Genomic DNA, 17,022 nt, shown 5'->3' on the forward strand with positions numbered 1-17,022 from the left:
ACAAATCGCGGAAAATAGCGCGCAATGTGGTTTCATCCCGCACAGATTGTATTTAAAAACGCGCTTTAATTTTTTAGCCCTTTTAAACAATACACTACCTTTATTTTCCTGTCTTATTCTTTAAAACTAGAGAAAGAATAAGGGGGTTGAAAATTTCTTCGGAAATTTTCCTCGTCTAAGGTCTGACATACAAACTAAGAAAGTATTCTTCATGGATAAACTAAAACTGATTGAGAGAGGCTCGATTGTTTCTGTAATAAGCAGAAACGTCTTTTTGAAAAGATCTTAAGGACTTACTTATTCGTTCTTTGTCGTGTTTTGAAAATATGAGAATTGATAGGATTAAATAAAATTAGGAAATAATCAAATATTTTCAAAACGATATTGTGTAGATCTGCCGTTTCCTATTTTTTTAAAAGTTTGAGTTAATATTTTTCTTATGTGAGTTTTAGAAAATTGATTGTCCATAAAGATTAAGATTTCGTTTAAAGTAAAATCTTTTTTAAACGTTAAAACTCCATATTCATTGATTGTACGAAGAATAGCTTCTTTACTTGTTTCTTGATAGCCACAGGGGCAGGGGACTATATGACGGTGACCGTTCATTTGATAATCGTGACACTTTTTACATGAAATTCCTTTCTTAGCTTGTTGCAGAAGAAGCTTCTTGTCGTAAGGTTCTGGGTTAAAAGAATTCTCTTTTTCGTATTTTGAAAAGAGGGGGAAGATTTTGTGCCAATCAAGGGGGCGGCCCGCATTAGCGTCTTCCTCGTCGCTGATTTTTTTGATGAAATGTAAGAGGTGATTGCGTGTGACGATGTTGAGGTCGGAAACTTCTGATTGCATGTTGACATAATTATCAACCCCTACAAAAATAAGTGAGCCTTCGACTGGGATTTTTAAGCTTTCTTTGTGGAAAATTTCTTGCAAGTTTGAGCAGGCTCTTCGGATTTGGAAAATAGGGTTTACGCTTAAATGATGTTGATTGAGGGTGCTGATGCCTTCTTTAAATGTGAAATCGCCGAAATAATTTTTGATTTCGATGGGGTAGCATTTATTTTTCGTAAAAAGGACCAAGTCACATTCAAAGCTTCCAAAATAATTCATCCATAAATTTGGAATAACGATCCAGTGTTTTTTTCCATATTTTTTGAAATAGTCAAGAACTGTTTCTTCGCCTTCAAATCCGGCAACCGAACGCCGAAAAGCATCGACCTCATCTTTATTTGTGATTAATCCTCTTCGAAAAGCTACCGAGTTAAATTCTAGTCGGTTAGGAAACTTGGCCATTTTTTGTTGAAACTCCGTTTGATAAATTTTCATTTAGATTCTCCTTTTTAATTTTTTTTAACTCCTATATATATAATTTGCAAAAAAACGCGATTTTCTCGTAATGAATTTAAAAAAGGTGAAATTTTTTTGGAAAATGATTTTTCTAAGCGTGCTGGTGGGTTCTACCGCACACAAAAGAGGAAAAATTACGCGCTGTTGGTTCTATCCCGCACACAAACGAGAAAATTTGCGCGCTGTCGGCTCCATCACGCACAAACGGCAAAAATTGCGCGCTGTCAGGTCCATCGCACACAAATGACGAAAAATTGCGCGCTGTTGGTTCTATCCCGCACACAAACGAGGAAAAATTGCGCGCTTTGGGTTCCATCGCACACAAATAACAAAAATTTGCGCGCTTTGGGTTCCATCGCACAGAAATAACAAAAATTTGCGCGCTCTGGGTTCCATCACACACAAATAACAAAAATTTACGCGCTGTCGGCTCCATCACACACAAACGAGGAAAAATTGCGTGCTAGTGGGGTCTATCACGCACAAACGACGAAAAATTGCGCGTTGTTGGTTCTATCACGCACAAACGACGAAAAATTGTGCGTTGTTGGTTCTATCACGCACAAATGACGAAAATTTGCGCGCTCTGGGTTCCATCACACACAAATAACAAAAATTTACGCGCTGTCGGCTCCATCACACACAAACGAGGAAAAATTGCGCGCAGTCGAGGTCTATCGCACACAAATGACGAAAATTTGCGCGCAAACGGGTTTCATCGCACACAAAATCATTTCCACTAACATTAAAGCACCACCAACAAGCCGCAACGGCTAAATCATCTCGTCCAGACGCTAAACACTTGCTTCCTTTCCTTTAGAAATCCGCTATTTTTTGGTAAAATAGCAAAGACAACTATCACGCAACAAACAAAGGAGTTTTTACCGTGACTACGAAGACTACGAAAAAGAAATTATTACTCATCGACGGCCACAGCGTTGCTTTTCGAGCGTTTTATGCCTTGCACAGCCAACTCGAAAGAATGAAAAACGCAAACGGCCTACATACAAACGCACTCTACGGCTTTCACAATATGCTTGAAAACATTCTAGAAAAAGAACAACCGACCCACGCACTCGTTGCTTTTGATGCAGGATCCACAACTTTCCGTCACGAATTTTTCGACGACTATAAAGGCGGCCGCGATTCCATGCCCGGCGAACTCTCAGAACAAATGCCGTACCTAAAAGAACTACTCAGCGCGTTCGGTCTCAAATCCTACGAACTTCCCAATTTTGAAGCGGATGATATTATCGGCACCCTCGCAAATGAAGCGGAAAAGCAGGATTATGAAGTAGTCGTTTTGAGTGGAGATAAAGACTTAACCCAATTAGTTACCGAAGACATTCGAGTGGATATTACCGTAAAAGGTGTCTCAAATGTTGAAGAGTATACAATGGAGACAGTCAAAGACCTAATGGGGGTGCGTCCCGATCAAATCGTCGATTATCTAGGGCTTTCTGGAGACCCTTCCGATAATATTCCGGGAGTAACAGGCGTCGGCGACAAAACGGCGATTAAATTGCTCGAACAATACGACACGATGGAAAACTTGTATGAGCACATTGATGAAATGAACAAATCCAAACGGAAAGAAAATCTAATCAATGAAAAAGACACAGCTTTTCTAAGTAAAAAGCTCGCACAAATCAATACGGAATCTCCAATTGAAATTAGTGCAGATGAGCTAGATTATCCTGGAAAAGATATTGAAAAATTAATTGCGTTCTACAAAGAAATGGACTTTAATTCGCATTTAGAAAAATTAGATACGGAAGCGTACATGGAAAGTTTGGGCGAACAGCCAGAAGAAAAAGAGATTCAATATGAAGTGGTTGATGAAATCACGGCGGAAATGTTTGCCGAGCAAACGGTGCTTTATTTAGAAATGCTGGACGAAAATTACCATAAAGCAGAAATTGAAACGGTAGCTTGGGGAGATGACGAGAAAGTTTATCTCACCACTATCACGCAAGCTCTAGCCTCCGAAGCATTCAAAACATATATTGAAGATTCGAACAAGCACAAAATAACCTATGATTTGAAAGCCTATTATGTCGCCCTTCAAAGACGCGGCTTGAGCTTAAAGGGTGTCGACTTTGATGCGGTTTTGGCATCTTACCTTCTCCGATCTGAAGACAGCAGTAGTGGAGACGTCGCTGATATTACTGAAAAAAATGGGTATCCAGGCGTTCTTCCAGATGAAGCCGTTTATGGAAAAGGCGCGAAACGAGGAGTACCCACAGACAACGAAAAAATGTTCAAACATGTCGCCTCAAAAGTGGATGGCTTATTTTCGATTCGAGAAAAAATCTCCAAAGAACTCGTCGAAAATGAACAAGAAGAGCTTCTTTACGAAATCGAAATGCCTTTAGCTTATATTTTAGGTGATATGGAAATTGATGGAATCAAAGTGGATGCCCAACAAATTGAAAAACTACAAACCGAATTTGCTGAAATTTTAACTAATATTGAACAAACTATTTATGGTTTAGCCGGTGAAGAATTTAATATCAATTCGCCAAAACAGCTGAGCGAAATCTTATTTGTGAAAATGGGCTACACACCAATTCGTAAAACGAAAACTGGCTTTTCAACTGCGCAAGATGTTTTAGAAAAGCTACAAGCTGAAGCGCCTATTGTGGAACATATTTTAAAATATCGTCAAATCGCCAAAATCCAATCGACTTATGTGGATGGCCTTTTAAAAGTTATTGACCCTGAAACGAGCCTTGTGCATACACGGTATCAACAAACTGTTGCGCGTACCGGTCGCTTAAGTTCAGTAGATCCAAACTTACAAAATATTCCGATTCGTCTCGAAGAAGGACGAAAAGTGCGACAAGCCTTTGTACCACGAGAAAAAGATTGGAAACTATTTAGTGCAGACTACTCGCAAATTGAACTTCGGATTCTGGCTCATATTTCAGAAGACAAGCATTTAATTGAAACCTTTAAAAATAACGAAGATGTCCACACAACAACGGCCGTCCGCGTATTTGGACTGGAAAGTGCTGACGAAGTGACTCCGAATATGCGACGAGATGCGAAAGCTGTAAACTTCGGAATCGTGTACGGAATTTCTGATTATGGCCTTTCACAAAATCTAAACATCAGCCGTGCGGAAGCCAAAGAGTATATCGACACTTACTTTGAGCGTTTCCCCGGAGTTAAAGACTACATCGACAACATCATTCGCGAAGCAAAGGATCAAGGTTTTGTGGAGACAATTTTCCACCGCCGACGTTATTTGCCAGACATCAATTCGCGAAACTTTAATTTGCGGTCATTTGCCGAAAGAACAGCGATGAACACGCCAATTCAAGGAAGTGCGGCCGATATTATTAAAGTAGCGATGATTCAGGTGGCCGAACGCCTCGAAAAAGAAAAATTGGAAGCGAAAATGTTGCTACAAGTGCATGACGAGTTGGTTTTTGAAGCACCCGAAGCCGAAATGCCAGCTTTGAAAAAACTGGTTGAAGAAACCATGGAAAGTGCGCTGGACCTTGCGATTCCTCTAAAAGTCGATAGCAACGCAGGGGACACTTGGTATGATCTGTAAAAGTTGTAGAATAGGAGCGAACAAGCAGTGCCAGAATTACCAGAAGTTGAAAGTGTAAAACGAGGACTCAATCAAATGGTAAAAGGGGAGACGGTGGCCGAAGTGACGGTGCTTTGGCCACGAATTATCGAGTCCCCCGACGTCGAAACCTTCAAATCCACCCTCCAAAATCAAACGATTGAAGAGGTCAAACGCCGCGGGAAATTTTTGCTGTTTTACCTGACGGATGACGTCCTCATTTCCCATCTGCGGATGGAAGGAAAATATCAACTCATTGAGCCCACCCCCCTTCGGGAAATGACCCCGAATTCCAAGCATACGCACGTGGTTTTCCATTTAAAAAGCGGGAAAGAACTCCGTTATTTAGATGTGCGCAAGTTTGGGCGAATGAGTCTTGTGCCTCGTGGCAAGGAGTTTCAGCATAAATCTCTGGCAAAGTTAGGACCAGAGCCAACAAAAGAAGACTTCTCTTTTGAAAAAATGCAAGCATTTTTGAGCCGACGAACCAAAGCCATTAAAGGTGTTTTGTTAGACCAACAAGTCGTCGTCGGAGTTGGTAATATTTATGCGGATGAGATTTTATATCGCGCAAAAATTCATCCGCTAACTCCGGCAAAGCAATTAACAGAAAGTGAGCAAGTAAGACTTCACGAAGCAATTATTTTCATTTTAGATGAAGCGGTGAAGAACGGTGGAACGACGATTCGGACGTACCAAAACGCTTTTGGAGATATTGGAACCTTTCAAAATCATTTAAAAATGTATGGAAAAGAGAACCAAGCGTGTGAAGCGTGTGGAACAATGATTGAGAAAATAAAAGTTGCTGGCCGCGGTACGCATTATTGCCCCGTTTGCCAACCGCTGAAAGGATAAAACAATGACAAAAATATTAGGTCTTACCGGAGGAATTGCCTCTGGAAAATCAACAGTCAGTGCCTACTTAGGCTCCTTAAATCTTCCAATCATTGACGCGGATTTAATCGCTCGCGAAGTAATGAAAGCTGGCTCGCCCGCTATTTCAGAAATTTGTGAACAATTTGGGGCTGACATGTTATTAGCAAATGGAGAACTGGATCGAAAAAAACTAGGGGACGTTATTTTTGCTTCACCAGAAAAGAGAAATCAACTAAACGACATTGTGCAAGGACGAATACGCGCAGAAATTAAACGACAACTATCCGAGTGCCAGAAGAAAAATCCCCCATTAATTATTTTGGATATTCCACTCCTTTACGAAGAAGAGTACGAAAACCAAGTCGATGAAATTATGGTCGTCTACGTGGACGTAGATATCCAAAAAGCGCGCTTACGCAATCGAAACAAAGAGCTAACTGAAGAAGAAGCATTAAATCGCATCCTTTCTCAAATGCCCTTAATAGAAAAAGCCGAATTAGCCGACATCTTAATCGATAATAACGGGACCATCGAAAATACACTTAGTCAAGTAAGAAAATGGCTTAAAACAGTTGTCCCTGAAATAGAATTTGCAGAATAAGTGCGCTGTAGAGGAGCTTATCGCATACAAAAAGTAGAAGTTTGCGTGGAAGAGGAGTCTATCGCCCACAAAAAGTAAAAATTTGCGCGATAGAAGGGTCCTTCGCCACAAAAAGCAGAAGTTTGCGCGATAAAGGTTCCATCGCACACAAAAAGTAAAAGTTTACGCGGAAGAGGAGCCCACCACGCACAAAAAGTAGAAGTTTGCGCGCAGGAGGTTCTACCGCCCACAAACTGCAAAAATTTGCGCGTAAGAGGGGGCTACCACACATAAACAGCAAAAATTTGCGCGTAAGAGGAGTCCACCGCCCACAGAAAGTGAAAATTTACGCGTAAGAGGGGTCCACCGCCCACAAAAAGTAAAAGTTTGCGCGTAAGAGGAGTCCACCGCACACAAACAGTCGAAATTTACGCGGTAAAGGGGTCTACCGCCCACAGAAAGTAAAAATTTGCGCGTAAGAGGGGTCCACCGCCCACAAAAAGTAAAAGTTTGCGCGTAAGAGGAGTCCACCGCACACAAACAGTCGAAATTTACGCGGTAAAGGGGTCTACCGCCCACAGAAAGTAAAAATTTGCGCGTAAGAGGAGTCCACCGCCCACAAAAAGTAGAAGTTTGCGCGATAGAAGGGTCCTTCGCACACAAAAAGTAAAAGTTTGCGCGGTAAAGGCTCCACCACACACAAACAGTAGAAATTTACGCGGAAGAGGTTCCCCCGCCCACAAAAAGTAGAAGTTTGCGCGGAAGTGGGGTCTACCGCGCACAAACAGCAAAAGTTTACGCGTAAGAGGAGTCTACCGCACACAAACAGCAGAAGTTTACGCGATAGTAGGGTCTATCGCACACAAACAGTAAAAATTTGCGCGTAAGAGGAGTCCACCGCACACAAAAAGTAGAAGTTTGCGCGATAGAAGGGTCCTTCGCACACAAAAAGTAGAAGTTTGCGCGATAAAGGTTCCATCGCACACAAAAAGTAAAAGTTTACGCGGAAGAGGGGTCTACCGCCCACAGAAAGTAAAAATTTGCGCGTAAGAGGAGTCCACCGCACACAAAAAGTAAAAATTTGCGCGTAAGAGGGGTCCACCGCACACAAAAAGTAAAAGTTTACGCGCAGGAGGTTCCACCGCCCACAAACAGCGAAATTTTGCGCGTAAGAGGAGTCTACCGCACACAGAAAGTGAAAGTTTGCGCGTAAGAGGGGTCTACCGCACACAAAAAGTAGAAGTTTGCGCGTAAGAGGAGTCTATCGCACACAAAAAGTAAAAGTTTACGCGTAAGAGGAGTTCTCCGCACACAGAAAGTAAAAATTTGCGCGATAAAGGGGTCTACCGCCCACAGAAAGTAAAAATTTGCGCGTAAGAGGAGTCCACCGCCCACAAAAAGTAGAAGTTTGCGCGATAGAAGGGTCCTTCGCACACAAAAAGTAAAAGTTTGCGCGTAAGAGGAGTTCTCCGCACACAGAAAGTAAAAATTTGCGCGATAAAGGCTCGAGCACAAACAAAAATCAAAATTTACGCGCAGACGCCCTCCCTTTAAACTAGACCAAATAATCCAACTCAAAAAAACTCAAAAGCACCAACCAAGAACTTAAAAGAACTTATAAGGTCAAAATTTGCCTACAGCAAATTTTTTCATTCATAACCAAAAGGAAATATTTCGCCACCGCGAAATATCTCCACCAAAAAGATCCACTTCGTTACAGGAAACTTTAGATATCATTCACAAGTCTACATCGCATATGTTATAATGTAGAACAAGAATATACAAAGGACTGATCAATATGAAGTGCCCACGCTGCTCATACAACGGCAGCCGAGTCGTCGATAGCCGGCCCGCCGATGACGGATCAACCATCCGGCGCCGACGCGAATGTGAAAATTGCCAATACCGCTTCACCACCTACGAGCGAATCGAAGAAACACCACTACTCGTCGTCAAGAAAAACGGCGATCGCGAAGAATTCAATCGCGCAAAAATTCTTCGAGGCATCCACCGAGCATTCGAAAAACGACCATTCTCGGCCAAAGAACAAGAAGACATCGTCAACCGAATCGAAACCAAACTACGCGAAGAAGGCCTTCGTGAAATTCAATCCGCCCAAATCGGCGAATACGTCATGGAAGAACTCGCCCAAATAGACGACGTCGCGTACATCCGCTTCGCCAGCGTCTACCGCCAATTCCAAGACATCAACGTCTTCATGCAAGAAATGCAAAACATCGGCGACAAACACGACGACCCCGAAGAAGAAGATTAACCCCTCCTCCTTCGGAAAATGACCAAAAAAGTAAACATACAAAGTTCCTGCTTCGTAGCACCCAAAAGAAAGGAGACGTGTGCAATGACAAAATACCCATGGCAAGCCATCGACCCAAAAAGCTTTATCAAAATAGAATCAACCAATACATTAACTATGCAAAATGTACACGTCTTGACGAAATTATATCAACCCATTATAGGCGGATCCGCTTATGCATTATATCTCACGTTATTTGGAGAAACGCAATTTTTCGCCCAGACAAAAGGAGTCACCGTTTCTGAACTCCTTCGAAAATTAGATATCGGGATTCCAGACTTTTATAAAGCACGCATCCGTTTAGAAGGGATTGGCTTACTACGCGTTTATCGTTCGCAAGAAAATAACGACCAATATTTCTATCAACTCGTCCGACCCCTTACCGCACCAGCCTTTTTCAAAGATAGTCTATTTCGCACGCTATTAATAGAAAAAGTTGGGGAACGACTATTTAATGAAGAAATAGCTGATTTTCTTCCAGACGAAAAAGACAAAACGTCTTATGGAGAAATTACACGGTCCTTTTTAGACGTGTATCATTTTGATGTGAACAATACAGACGTTTTAAGTCAAACTGATTTCATGCCGATTGAATCGCAATCTCAGCCAAAACTAGCAGAAACCATTGAAAACGTAGATAGCTTTGACTATAATTTTTTTAAAGCAGGACTCAATAAACATTTTGTCCGCCAAGAAAGCTTTACTAAAGAAATTAAAGAATTGATTTACACCTTTCACATTGTCTACGGAATTGACGAAATGACGATGCAAGCTCTTATTTTGGAGAGTGCAGACATTGAATCAGGTGAAGTCAATAAAAATAAATTCGTTTCAAATGTGCAGCGTTCGTACTTAAATAAACAACAAACACAAACACAAAAGAGTCCACAAGTTTTAAACCAACCAAACGAACAAACTGAAAGTAAGAACGAAACAAAAAAAGAGGGCACAACACAAAACTTAACGGCAACAGAAACCTCGGTTATTTCTCATGCCAAACAAACAGCCCCCGCTAATTACTTACGATCCATCAAAGACCAAAAAGGAGGATTTGTAACGAGTAACGAAACGTGGGTATTAAAAGAACTCGTTGAATCTTCTCGCTTAAGTAAAGATGTGATCAATATTTTACTACATTACATTTTAGTTGTGAAAGAAGCGGTCGTGTTGGAGAAAAACTATGCCATGAAGATAGCCAATGATTGGGCGCAAAGTGGTGTTCGGACTCCTGAACAAGCCATTCAAAAAGTAAAAGAATTATACAATCAGGCTCAAAATAAAAATGCCCAACCCAAGAAACAAAATAATTCTTACCAAAACAATTATCGCAAAAATCGGAAAAAAGAAACATTACCCGATTGGGCACAAGACGATAAAAAACAAACAACCGACGACGAACAAGTTTCCACTCAAGACGAAGATGCCTTGAAAATTCGACTCGAACAAATTAGACGAATGAGACAACAAAAGGAGGGAGATAACTAATGGAAAGTATTGGCGATTACTTAAATAAAATGATGAGTTCATCCGAAACACGTGGAAAATATGAAGAATTGATTAATCAAGCTCTTCAAGACGAAGAGGTTGTCACCTTCATTCAAAACCACAAAAAAGAACTAACTACAAATGCCGTCGAGCGCAGCGCAGCGAATCTTTACGAATTTGTCCTAGAAAAAGAAAAAGCCCGCAAAGGCCAAGGACAATTAATGCCCGGTTATATCCCCAAGTTGATTTTGAACAATAAAAGAATCGAAGTCACTTATGTCGCAACCGACGAGCATTTAGAAAAACGAAAACAAGAAGATTTAAAACGCCGCATTCATTCCGTGTACATGCCAAAAGATATCAAAGAAGCCACCTTTGACCAATTTGAAATGACCCATGGACGTCGCGAAGCGTTGGATCAATCCATCCAATTCGTAGAAGATTATATAAAAAATCCCGATGGCTTCCATAAAGGACTCTATCTCCACGGCGCATTTGGTGTGGGAAAAACCTATCTTTTAGGGGCAATCGCCCACGAACTTTCAACGTTTGGTTACCCATCCACGCTCGTGCATTACCCAACCTTTGCGACCGAAATGCGTAGCTCAGTCGGACAGCAAACAACCGGAGAGAAGCTTGATTCTTACAAAGGAACCCCCATTTTAATGTTGGATGATATTGGAGCCGAGTATGCAACCTCGTGGATTCGCGATGATGTGCTAGGGGTCATCTTGCAATACCGAATGCAAAACGAACTACCCACACTTTTTAGCTCGAATTTCACCATGGATCGACTCGAAAATGAGCATTTTCGCTTCAACCAACATAACGACGATGAGCAGCTGAAGGCCAAACGAATCATGGAGCGCATCCGCTTTTTAACCGATGAAATCGAAGTTACCGGTAAAAATCGTCGGAATGACTAAGTGAGTAGAACGAGGAAAATCGAATAGTGTGATAAAAATAGAGCCTCTGAGCAGAAATCAGGGGTTTTCTCTTTTTAACAGATTACAGAAAAGGAAATACACGTTATGCCATTTAAACAATTTTTCAAAGCCCATTTTGTCTTTATCAAATTTGCGGCGTCTTCTTTATTATCAACAGCGATTGATCTAGCCTTTTTTACGCTTTTTATTTATTTTTTGGAACAGCCTTTTCCAAAAATGTATATAATTCTGGCAACCACAATCGCTAGAATTATTTCAAGTATTGTAAATTACACATTAAATAAAAAAGTCGTTTTTAAAGAGAATCGTCAAGTGAAAACAGCCTTCGTTCGTTACGTACTGCTGTCAATCATTCAGATGCTACTATCCGGTCTGCTAGTAACCTATTTTGTTAAAACGATTCTTCCATACGAACTCATAACAAAAATTCTAGTCGATTGCAGTTTGTTTTTCCTTGCCTTTTTTGTTCAAAAGCGATTTATTTTTCCACCAGGCGAAGAATCGTCTTTTAAAGGCCAGTTGACTAAAAAATAACTATTATATTCCAGCGATTTTATACTGAAAAATCACTGGAAATTTTCTCTACGCACAAATCGCGAGAAAGTGCGCGTAAGAGTCAGCTACCGCTCACAGATCGCGAAAAATTTGCGCATAGATAGTTCTATCCCGCATAAATTGCGTAAATTTGCGCGCAGAAAGTTTTACCCCACACAGATTGCGTAAATGTGCGCGCAGAAGGTTTCATCCCGCACAGATTGCGTAAATTTGCGTGTAGATGGTTCTATCTCGCACAAAACGCGAGAAAGTGCGTGCAAGAGACTGCTCCCGCCCACAAATCGTAAAAATTTGCGTGCAGAAAGTTCTATCTCGCACAAAACGCGAGAATGTGCGTACAAGAGACTGCTGCCGCTCAGAAATCGTAAAAAATTGCGCACAGAAAGTTCTATCCCACACAAATCTCGAAAAAGTGCGCGCAGAAAGTTCTATCCCGCACAAACCACGAGAAAGTGCGTGCAAGAGGCAGCTATCGCCCATAAATCGCAAAAATTTGCGCGCAGAAAGTTTTATCCCGCACAAATTGCGAGAAAGTGCGTGTAAGAGGGGACTATCGCCCATAAATCGCAAAAATTTGCGTGTAGATGATTCTATCCCACACAAACCGCGGAAAAGTACGCGCAGATGGTCTTATTCCCCACCAGACGGCGTTTTAAAAACGCGCGGATGCCTTTGTCGTGTTTGGGACGGAAATTTCTGACGAAATGTTCCTTCACGCAATTTTAAAGAAAAAACATTTGCAAGAAAATGAATAAAGTGGTATCGTATGGATAACTTAAAATGAATCTTTGAGAAAGACACCTTTGAAGTCTATTTATTTTACAGAAAAGAGAACATACGATGAGAGTTTTCTAAAATAAATCTTCACTGACCACTTTCGAGATGTTGATGACAAATCAACCGTTGCTTGGCGTTAACAAGTGCAAGAATGGAAACTCGTTTTATTTAATGGATGAAATTGCCCAGCAATTTCCACACCTAAGAGTTTTTCATTGAACTTGGGTGGAACCACGTCGTATTCAACGTCCCATTAGATCGTTTTCGAACGCATCTAATGGGGCTTTTTATTTTTATAACACTTATTATTCTTGACGAAGAAGTTATTTAGGAAAAAGAAAGGAAGATTTAAATATGTCAGAAATTTTAGTTACTTTACCAGACGGTTCAAAAAAATCTTTACCGATGCATTCTACAGCAGAAGATGTTGCAGGAACAATTGGTAAAGGACTACAAAAAGCTGGAATTGCTGCACGTTTTAATGGAGAGTTAGTAGATTACCGACGACCACTTACTGAAGATGGAACGATTGATATTATTACCAAAGATAGCGATGAAGCGTTAGAAATTTTGCGCCACTCTGCTGCACATATTATGGCACAGGCAATCAAACGTCTACATCCAAATGTCCATTTTGGAGTGGGACCGGCTATTGAAAATGGTTTTTATTATGACACAGATATGGAAGAACAACTCCAAGAAGAAGAACTTCCAAAAATTGAAAAAGAAATGATGGAAATTGTTAAAGCCAATTATCCATTCGAACGCCGAGTAGTAAGTCGTGAAGAAGCGCTCGAAATTTTCAAAGACGATCCATACAAAGTAGAATTGATCACAGATTTACCTGAAGACGAAGAAATCTCTGTTTATACACAAGGTGATTTCACTGATTTATGTCGTGGAATCCATGTTCCTTCTACTGGTTATGTTCAAGTCTTCAAATTACTTTCACTTGCTGGTGCGTATTGGCGAGGCGATTCAGACAATAAAATGATGCAGCGTGTATATGGGACAGCTTTCTTCAATAAAAAAGACCTTAAAGCCTATCTAAAAATGCGCGAAGAAGCTAAAGAACGTGATCACCGTAAACTCGGTAAAGAATTAGATATCTTTATGATTAGTCCAGAAGCTGGTTCCGGCTTGCCTTTCTGGTTACCAAAAGGAGCAACTGTTCGTCGTACGATTGAGCGCTACATTGTAGATAAAGAAGTCAGCCTTGGCTACGACCATGTTTACACACCGATTATGGCTGACACTGAATTATACAAAACTTCTGGCCACTGGGATCATTACCAAGAAGACATGTTCCCACCAATGGATATGGGCGATGGCGAAGAGTTGGTTTTACGTCCGATGAACTGTCCTCATCACATGTTAATTTACAAAAATCACACACATAGTTACCGTGAATTACCTATTCGTATTGCGGAACTGGGCATGATGCACCGTTATGAAAAATCAGGCGCACTTTCAGGTTTACAACGTGTTCGTGAAATGACATTAAATGATGCACATATATTCGTTCGACCTGACCAAATTAAAGAGGAATTCAACCGAGCTGTTCAATTATTGCTGGAAGTTTACAAAGACTTTGATATTACAGAATACAGCTTCCGCTTGAGTTATCGAGATCCAGAAGACACAGAAAAATATTTCGATGATGACCAAATGTGGGAACAAGCGGAAAGTATGTTAAAAGAAGCAATGGATGATTTAGGATTAGACTATGTGGAAGCTGAAGGGGAAGCGGCATTTTATGGTCCGAAATTAGATGTTCAGGTAAAGACCGCCCTCGGCAATGAAGAGACATTGTCTACTATCCAGTTAGATTTCTTGTTACCAGAGCGCTTCGATTTAACTTACGTTGGAGAAGATGGAAATGACGATCATCGTCCAGTAGTTATCCACCGCGGAATCGTTTCAACAATGGAACGTTTTGTCGCTTACTTGTTGGAACGTTACAAAGGTGCATTCCCAACTTGGTTAGCTCCAGTTCAAGCGGTTGTTATTCCAGTAAATGAAGAAGCTCATGGAGATGCCGTTGTCGAATTAGTCAACGACATGAAACGAAAAGGGCTCCGAGTAGAAGCCGATCTTCGAAATGAGAAAATGGGCTACAAAATTCGTGAAGCTCAAACCATGAAAATCCCTTATCAAATCGTTATTGGGGAAAATGAAATCAAAGACGAAGTTCTTTCTGTCCGTAAATACGGTGAAAAGAAAACAGAAAGTATCGATTGCAAACAATTTTTACTTGATTTTTTAGAAGAAGCTAAGAAGTTTTAAACGTTCATAATTTAGGAAAGAGCGCATAGTGGGGTTTACTGAACCAACGTGTGCTCTTTTTTTATGGAGTGGATTAATTATGTGCTAGCGATGGGCTTCAGCGCGCGTAAATTGTAGAAAAGTGCGTGCAAGGTATGTCCATCGCACAAAAATTGCAGATATTTGCGTGCAGGATGCTTCATCGCACACAAATCACAAATATTTGCATGGAGATGGTTTCATCGCACACAAACTGTGAATAATTGCGTGTAGATAGGTTTATCGCCCACAAACTACGAATAATTGCGCACAGATGAGTTTATCCCGCACAAACTGCGAATAATTGCGTGTAGATAGGTTTATCGCACACAAATCACAAATATTTGCGCGCTGATGGCTCTATCCCGCACAAATTACGAAAAATTGCGCGCTGATGAGTTCACCGCACACAACCTGCGAAAAATTGCGCGCTGATGAGTTCACCGCACACAAACTGCGAATATTTGCGAGGTGACGGTTTCATCGCACATAAACTGCGAAAAATTGCGCGCTGATGGGCTCTATCACGCACAAACTACGAATATTTGCGTGGTGATAGGCTCTATCGCACGCAAACTGCAAAGAATTGCGCGCTGATGAGTTCATCGCGCACAAACTGCGAATATTTGCGAGGTGATGGTTTCATCGCACACAACCTGCGAATAATTGCGCGCTGATGGTTTCACCGCACACAAATCACGAAAAATTGCGCGCTAGCGATCTCTACTCCCCAACAAACCCACTCAAAATCACCTTATACAAACTTTGACCGAGCTCTTTTCTCGACTCACCCGACTCACCCGCCACAGGTATGTGTAAAATTATACTCGGGGTAAAAATATTATTTTTTTAGGAAATATTTCTGGAAAAATAAAAGAAGGCACTCTATCATAATAATATGTCCAATCACAAACATATAAATGAAAGAGGCCTTCCCATGGATAAAATTATAACAGATATTTACGAAATAATGAAATGTTCTTCAAATCCAATTGAGACTGAAAAAGAAATACAAAGCTATATGTGGCAGACTTTCTCAGAAATAATGGGCGAAGTTTTCGAGAAATTTAATCAAACGATTAAAGAAAGTAAGCAAGCCCAAAGCTGGAAAGTTCAGCGGAATGATCCGCGGACGATTCAGTATATTTTTGGGCCTGTTCAATTTAGGCGAACTCTAATGGTTGATCCTAACGGTCAAAGTCATTATCCATTGGATGAATGGTTAGGCTTAAAAAAAAGACAACGTTATAGCCCACTTGTAGAAGTTCAGATGGCAGAGCTTGCAGGAGAGACAACTTATCGAGAAACGGCTCATTTTATAAAATCGTGGACGCCTGTTGAAATGTCGCATCAAACGGTTAAAAGTATTTTAGAAAAAGTAGGGAACGCACAAGCGAAGTATGATCAAGCTTTGGTTGAGGAACTAGAAATTTCTGCTGGCCTTCCTGAAGGAAAAGAAGTTCAATTCTTTTATGCTGAAGCAGATGGTGTTTTCGTAAGAAGCACGGAAAAAGGGAAAAAGACGGAAGTTCACCATGCCATTACTTATGAAGGCTGGGAAAAGAATGGAAAACGTGTCGCATTAAAAGCACCAAAGACTATTTTAACGACTCAATCTCTTTCTAAATTTTGGGGAGAAGTTCAAAGCCTTACGGCCAATGAATATTCTTTAAAAAAGACTCAGGTAATTACGAATAGTGATGGGGGTAAAGGTTATACAGCAGAAAAATTCCAAACGGCCTTCTCTCAATCCAAATACCCTGTTTTAAATCAGTTGGATGCTTATCATATTACACAAGGTTTAAATCGGACATTTGGCATGAATGAGAAAGTTTTTAAGCCCAAAGTACGTCAAGCGATTAATGAAAAAGATTTTGACACTTTTCAACGCTGGATGGATACTTTTGAGAGTACCTTAGAACTCGATTCAGAGATAGAAAAATTGAACGCTTTTTATACCTATATCCAAAAAAATTGGGATCGAATATTTGACTGGCGGACGGTTATCGAAGACGCTCCTGCGGACGCTCGTAGACTAGACGCAATGGAATCCAATCAGAGACGAATTAGTTTTCGAATGAAAAAAAGAGGAATGCATTGGAGCGAAAGAGGATGCGAAGCGATGGTGAAAGTAAAACAAGGAGTATTTAACCAAACATTAAGAGAAGCTTACTTAGCAGATATTCATCGAAGTGCTCGTCAAGTGCGTAAAGATAAACAACTCGTGAGTGCTACAAAGATTTTACATCAAAAATTCCGA

The 17,022-nt window shown here is 40.7% G+C and carries 10 protein-coding genes; 9 read left to right on the forward strand and 1 reads right to left on the reverse strand.

Going from position 1 to position 17,022, the window contains the following annotated elements:
- Positions 1 to 363: 363 nt before the first annotated feature.
- The gene (locus tag BUB96_RS07010; protein WP_073298167.1) at positions 364 to 1,323 is read right to left on the reverse strand and encodes a nuclease-related domain-containing protein; all 960 of its coding nucleotides are present in this window, start codon (positions 1,321 to 1,323) and stop codon (positions 364 to 366) included.
- 907 nt (positions 1,324 to 2,230) lie between these two features.
- Between BUB96_RS07010 and polA the strand changes: the two genes are divergently transcribed.
- From polA to BUB96_RS07055, 9 genes are all read left to right on the forward strand, one after another.
- Positions 2,231 to 4,906: a DNA polymerase I gene (gene polA / locus BUB96_RS07015; RefSeq protein WP_073298168.1), complete on the forward strand. Its 2,676-nt coding sequence runs from the start codon at positions 2,231 to 2,233 to the stop codon at positions 4,904 to 4,906.
- A 27-nt stretch (positions 4,907 to 4,933) separates the two neighbouring features.
- On the forward strand, positions 4,934 to 5,779 hold the full coding sequence (gene mutM, locus BUB96_RS07020; RefSeq protein WP_073298169.1) for a DNA-formamidopyrimidine glycosylase: 846 nt from the start codon (positions 4,934 to 4,936) through the stop codon (positions 5,777 to 5,779).
- Between the two features lie 4 nt (positions 5,780 to 5,783).
- Positions 5,784 to 6,401 (forward strand): dephospho-CoA kinase, encoded by a 618-nt coding sequence (coaE, locus tag BUB96_RS07025; protein ID WP_073298170.1) that lies wholly within the window; start codon positions 5,784 to 5,786, stop codon positions 6,399 to 6,401.
- Positions 6,402 to 8,178: 1,777 nt separating this feature from the next.
- Entirely contained in the window at positions 8,179 to 8,655 is a 477-nt protein-coding gene (gene nrdR / locus BUB96_RS07030) for a transcriptional regulator NrdR (RefSeq protein WP_073298171.1), read from the forward strand.
- Positions 8,656 to 8,739: 84 nt separating this feature from the next.
- Positions 8,740 to 10,179: a replication initiation and membrane attachment family protein gene (locus tag BUB96_RS07035; protein ID WP_073298172.1), complete on the forward strand. Its 1,440-nt coding sequence runs from the start codon at positions 8,740 to 8,742 to the stop codon at positions 10,177 to 10,179.
- Positions 10,179 to 11,105, forward strand: a complete 927-nt coding sequence (gene dnaI, locus BUB96_RS07040) for a primosomal protein DnaI (protein ID WP_073298173.1) — start codon at positions 10,179 to 10,181, stop codon at positions 11,103 to 11,105. Before BUB96_RS07035 ends, dnaI begins: the two co-directional genes overlap by 1 nt.
- 105 nt (positions 11,106 to 11,210) lie before the next feature.
- Complete coding sequence (locus BUB96_RS07045; protein WP_073298174.1) at positions 11,211 to 11,660, forward strand: GtrA family protein; 450 nt, start codon at positions 11,211 to 11,213, stop codon at positions 11,658 to 11,660.
- Between the two features lie 1,152 nt (positions 11,661 to 12,812).
- Positions 12,813 to 14,744, forward strand: a complete 1,932-nt coding sequence (gene thrS, locus BUB96_RS07050; RefSeq protein WP_073298175.1) for a threonine--tRNA ligase — start codon at positions 12,813 to 12,815, stop codon at positions 14,742 to 14,744.
- 955 nt (positions 14,745 to 15,699) lie between these two features.
- Positions 15,700 to 17,022, forward strand: a 1,323-nt coding sequence (locus tag BUB96_RS07055) for an ISLre2 family transposase (protein WP_073298176.1), incomplete at its 3' end; no start/stop codon positions are given.

The organism is Atopostipes suicloacalis DSM 15692 (assembly GCF_900129085.1).
In the GTDB taxonomy this organism is placed as follows: domain Bacteria; phylum Bacillota; class Bacilli; order Lactobacillales; family Carnobacteriaceae_A; genus Atopostipes; species Atopostipes suicloacalis.

What these genes read in the sequence shown, in the direction of transcription:
- BUB96_RS07010 (WP_073298167.1), bottom strand. Translation starts at nt 1,323, where the DNA reads ATGAAAATTTATCAAACGGAGTTTCAACAAAAAATGGCCAAGTTTCCT.
- coaE (WP_073298170.1), top strand. Translation starts at nt 5,784, where the DNA reads ATGACAAAAATATTAGGTCTTACCGGAGGAATTGCCTCTGGAAAATCA.
- nrdR (WP_073298171.1), top strand. Translation starts at nt 8,179, where the DNA reads ATGAAGTGCCCACGCTGCTCATACAACGGCAGCCGAGTCGTCGATAGC.
- BUB96_RS07035 (WP_073298172.1), top strand. Translation starts at nt 8,740, where the DNA reads ATGACAAAATACCCATGGCAAGCCATCGACCCAAAAAGCTTTATCAAA.
- dnaI (WP_073298173.1), top strand. Translation starts at nt 10,179, where the DNA reads ATGGAAAGTATTGGCGATTACTTAAATAAAATGATGAGTTCATCCGAA.
- BUB96_RS07045 (WP_073298174.1), top strand. Translation starts at nt 11,211, where the DNA reads ATGCCATTTAAACAATTTTTCAAAGCCCATTTTGTCTTTATCAAATTT.
- thrS (WP_073298175.1), top strand. Translation starts at nt 12,813, where the DNA reads ATGTCAGAAATTTTAGTTACTTTACCAGACGGTTCAAAAAAATCTTTA.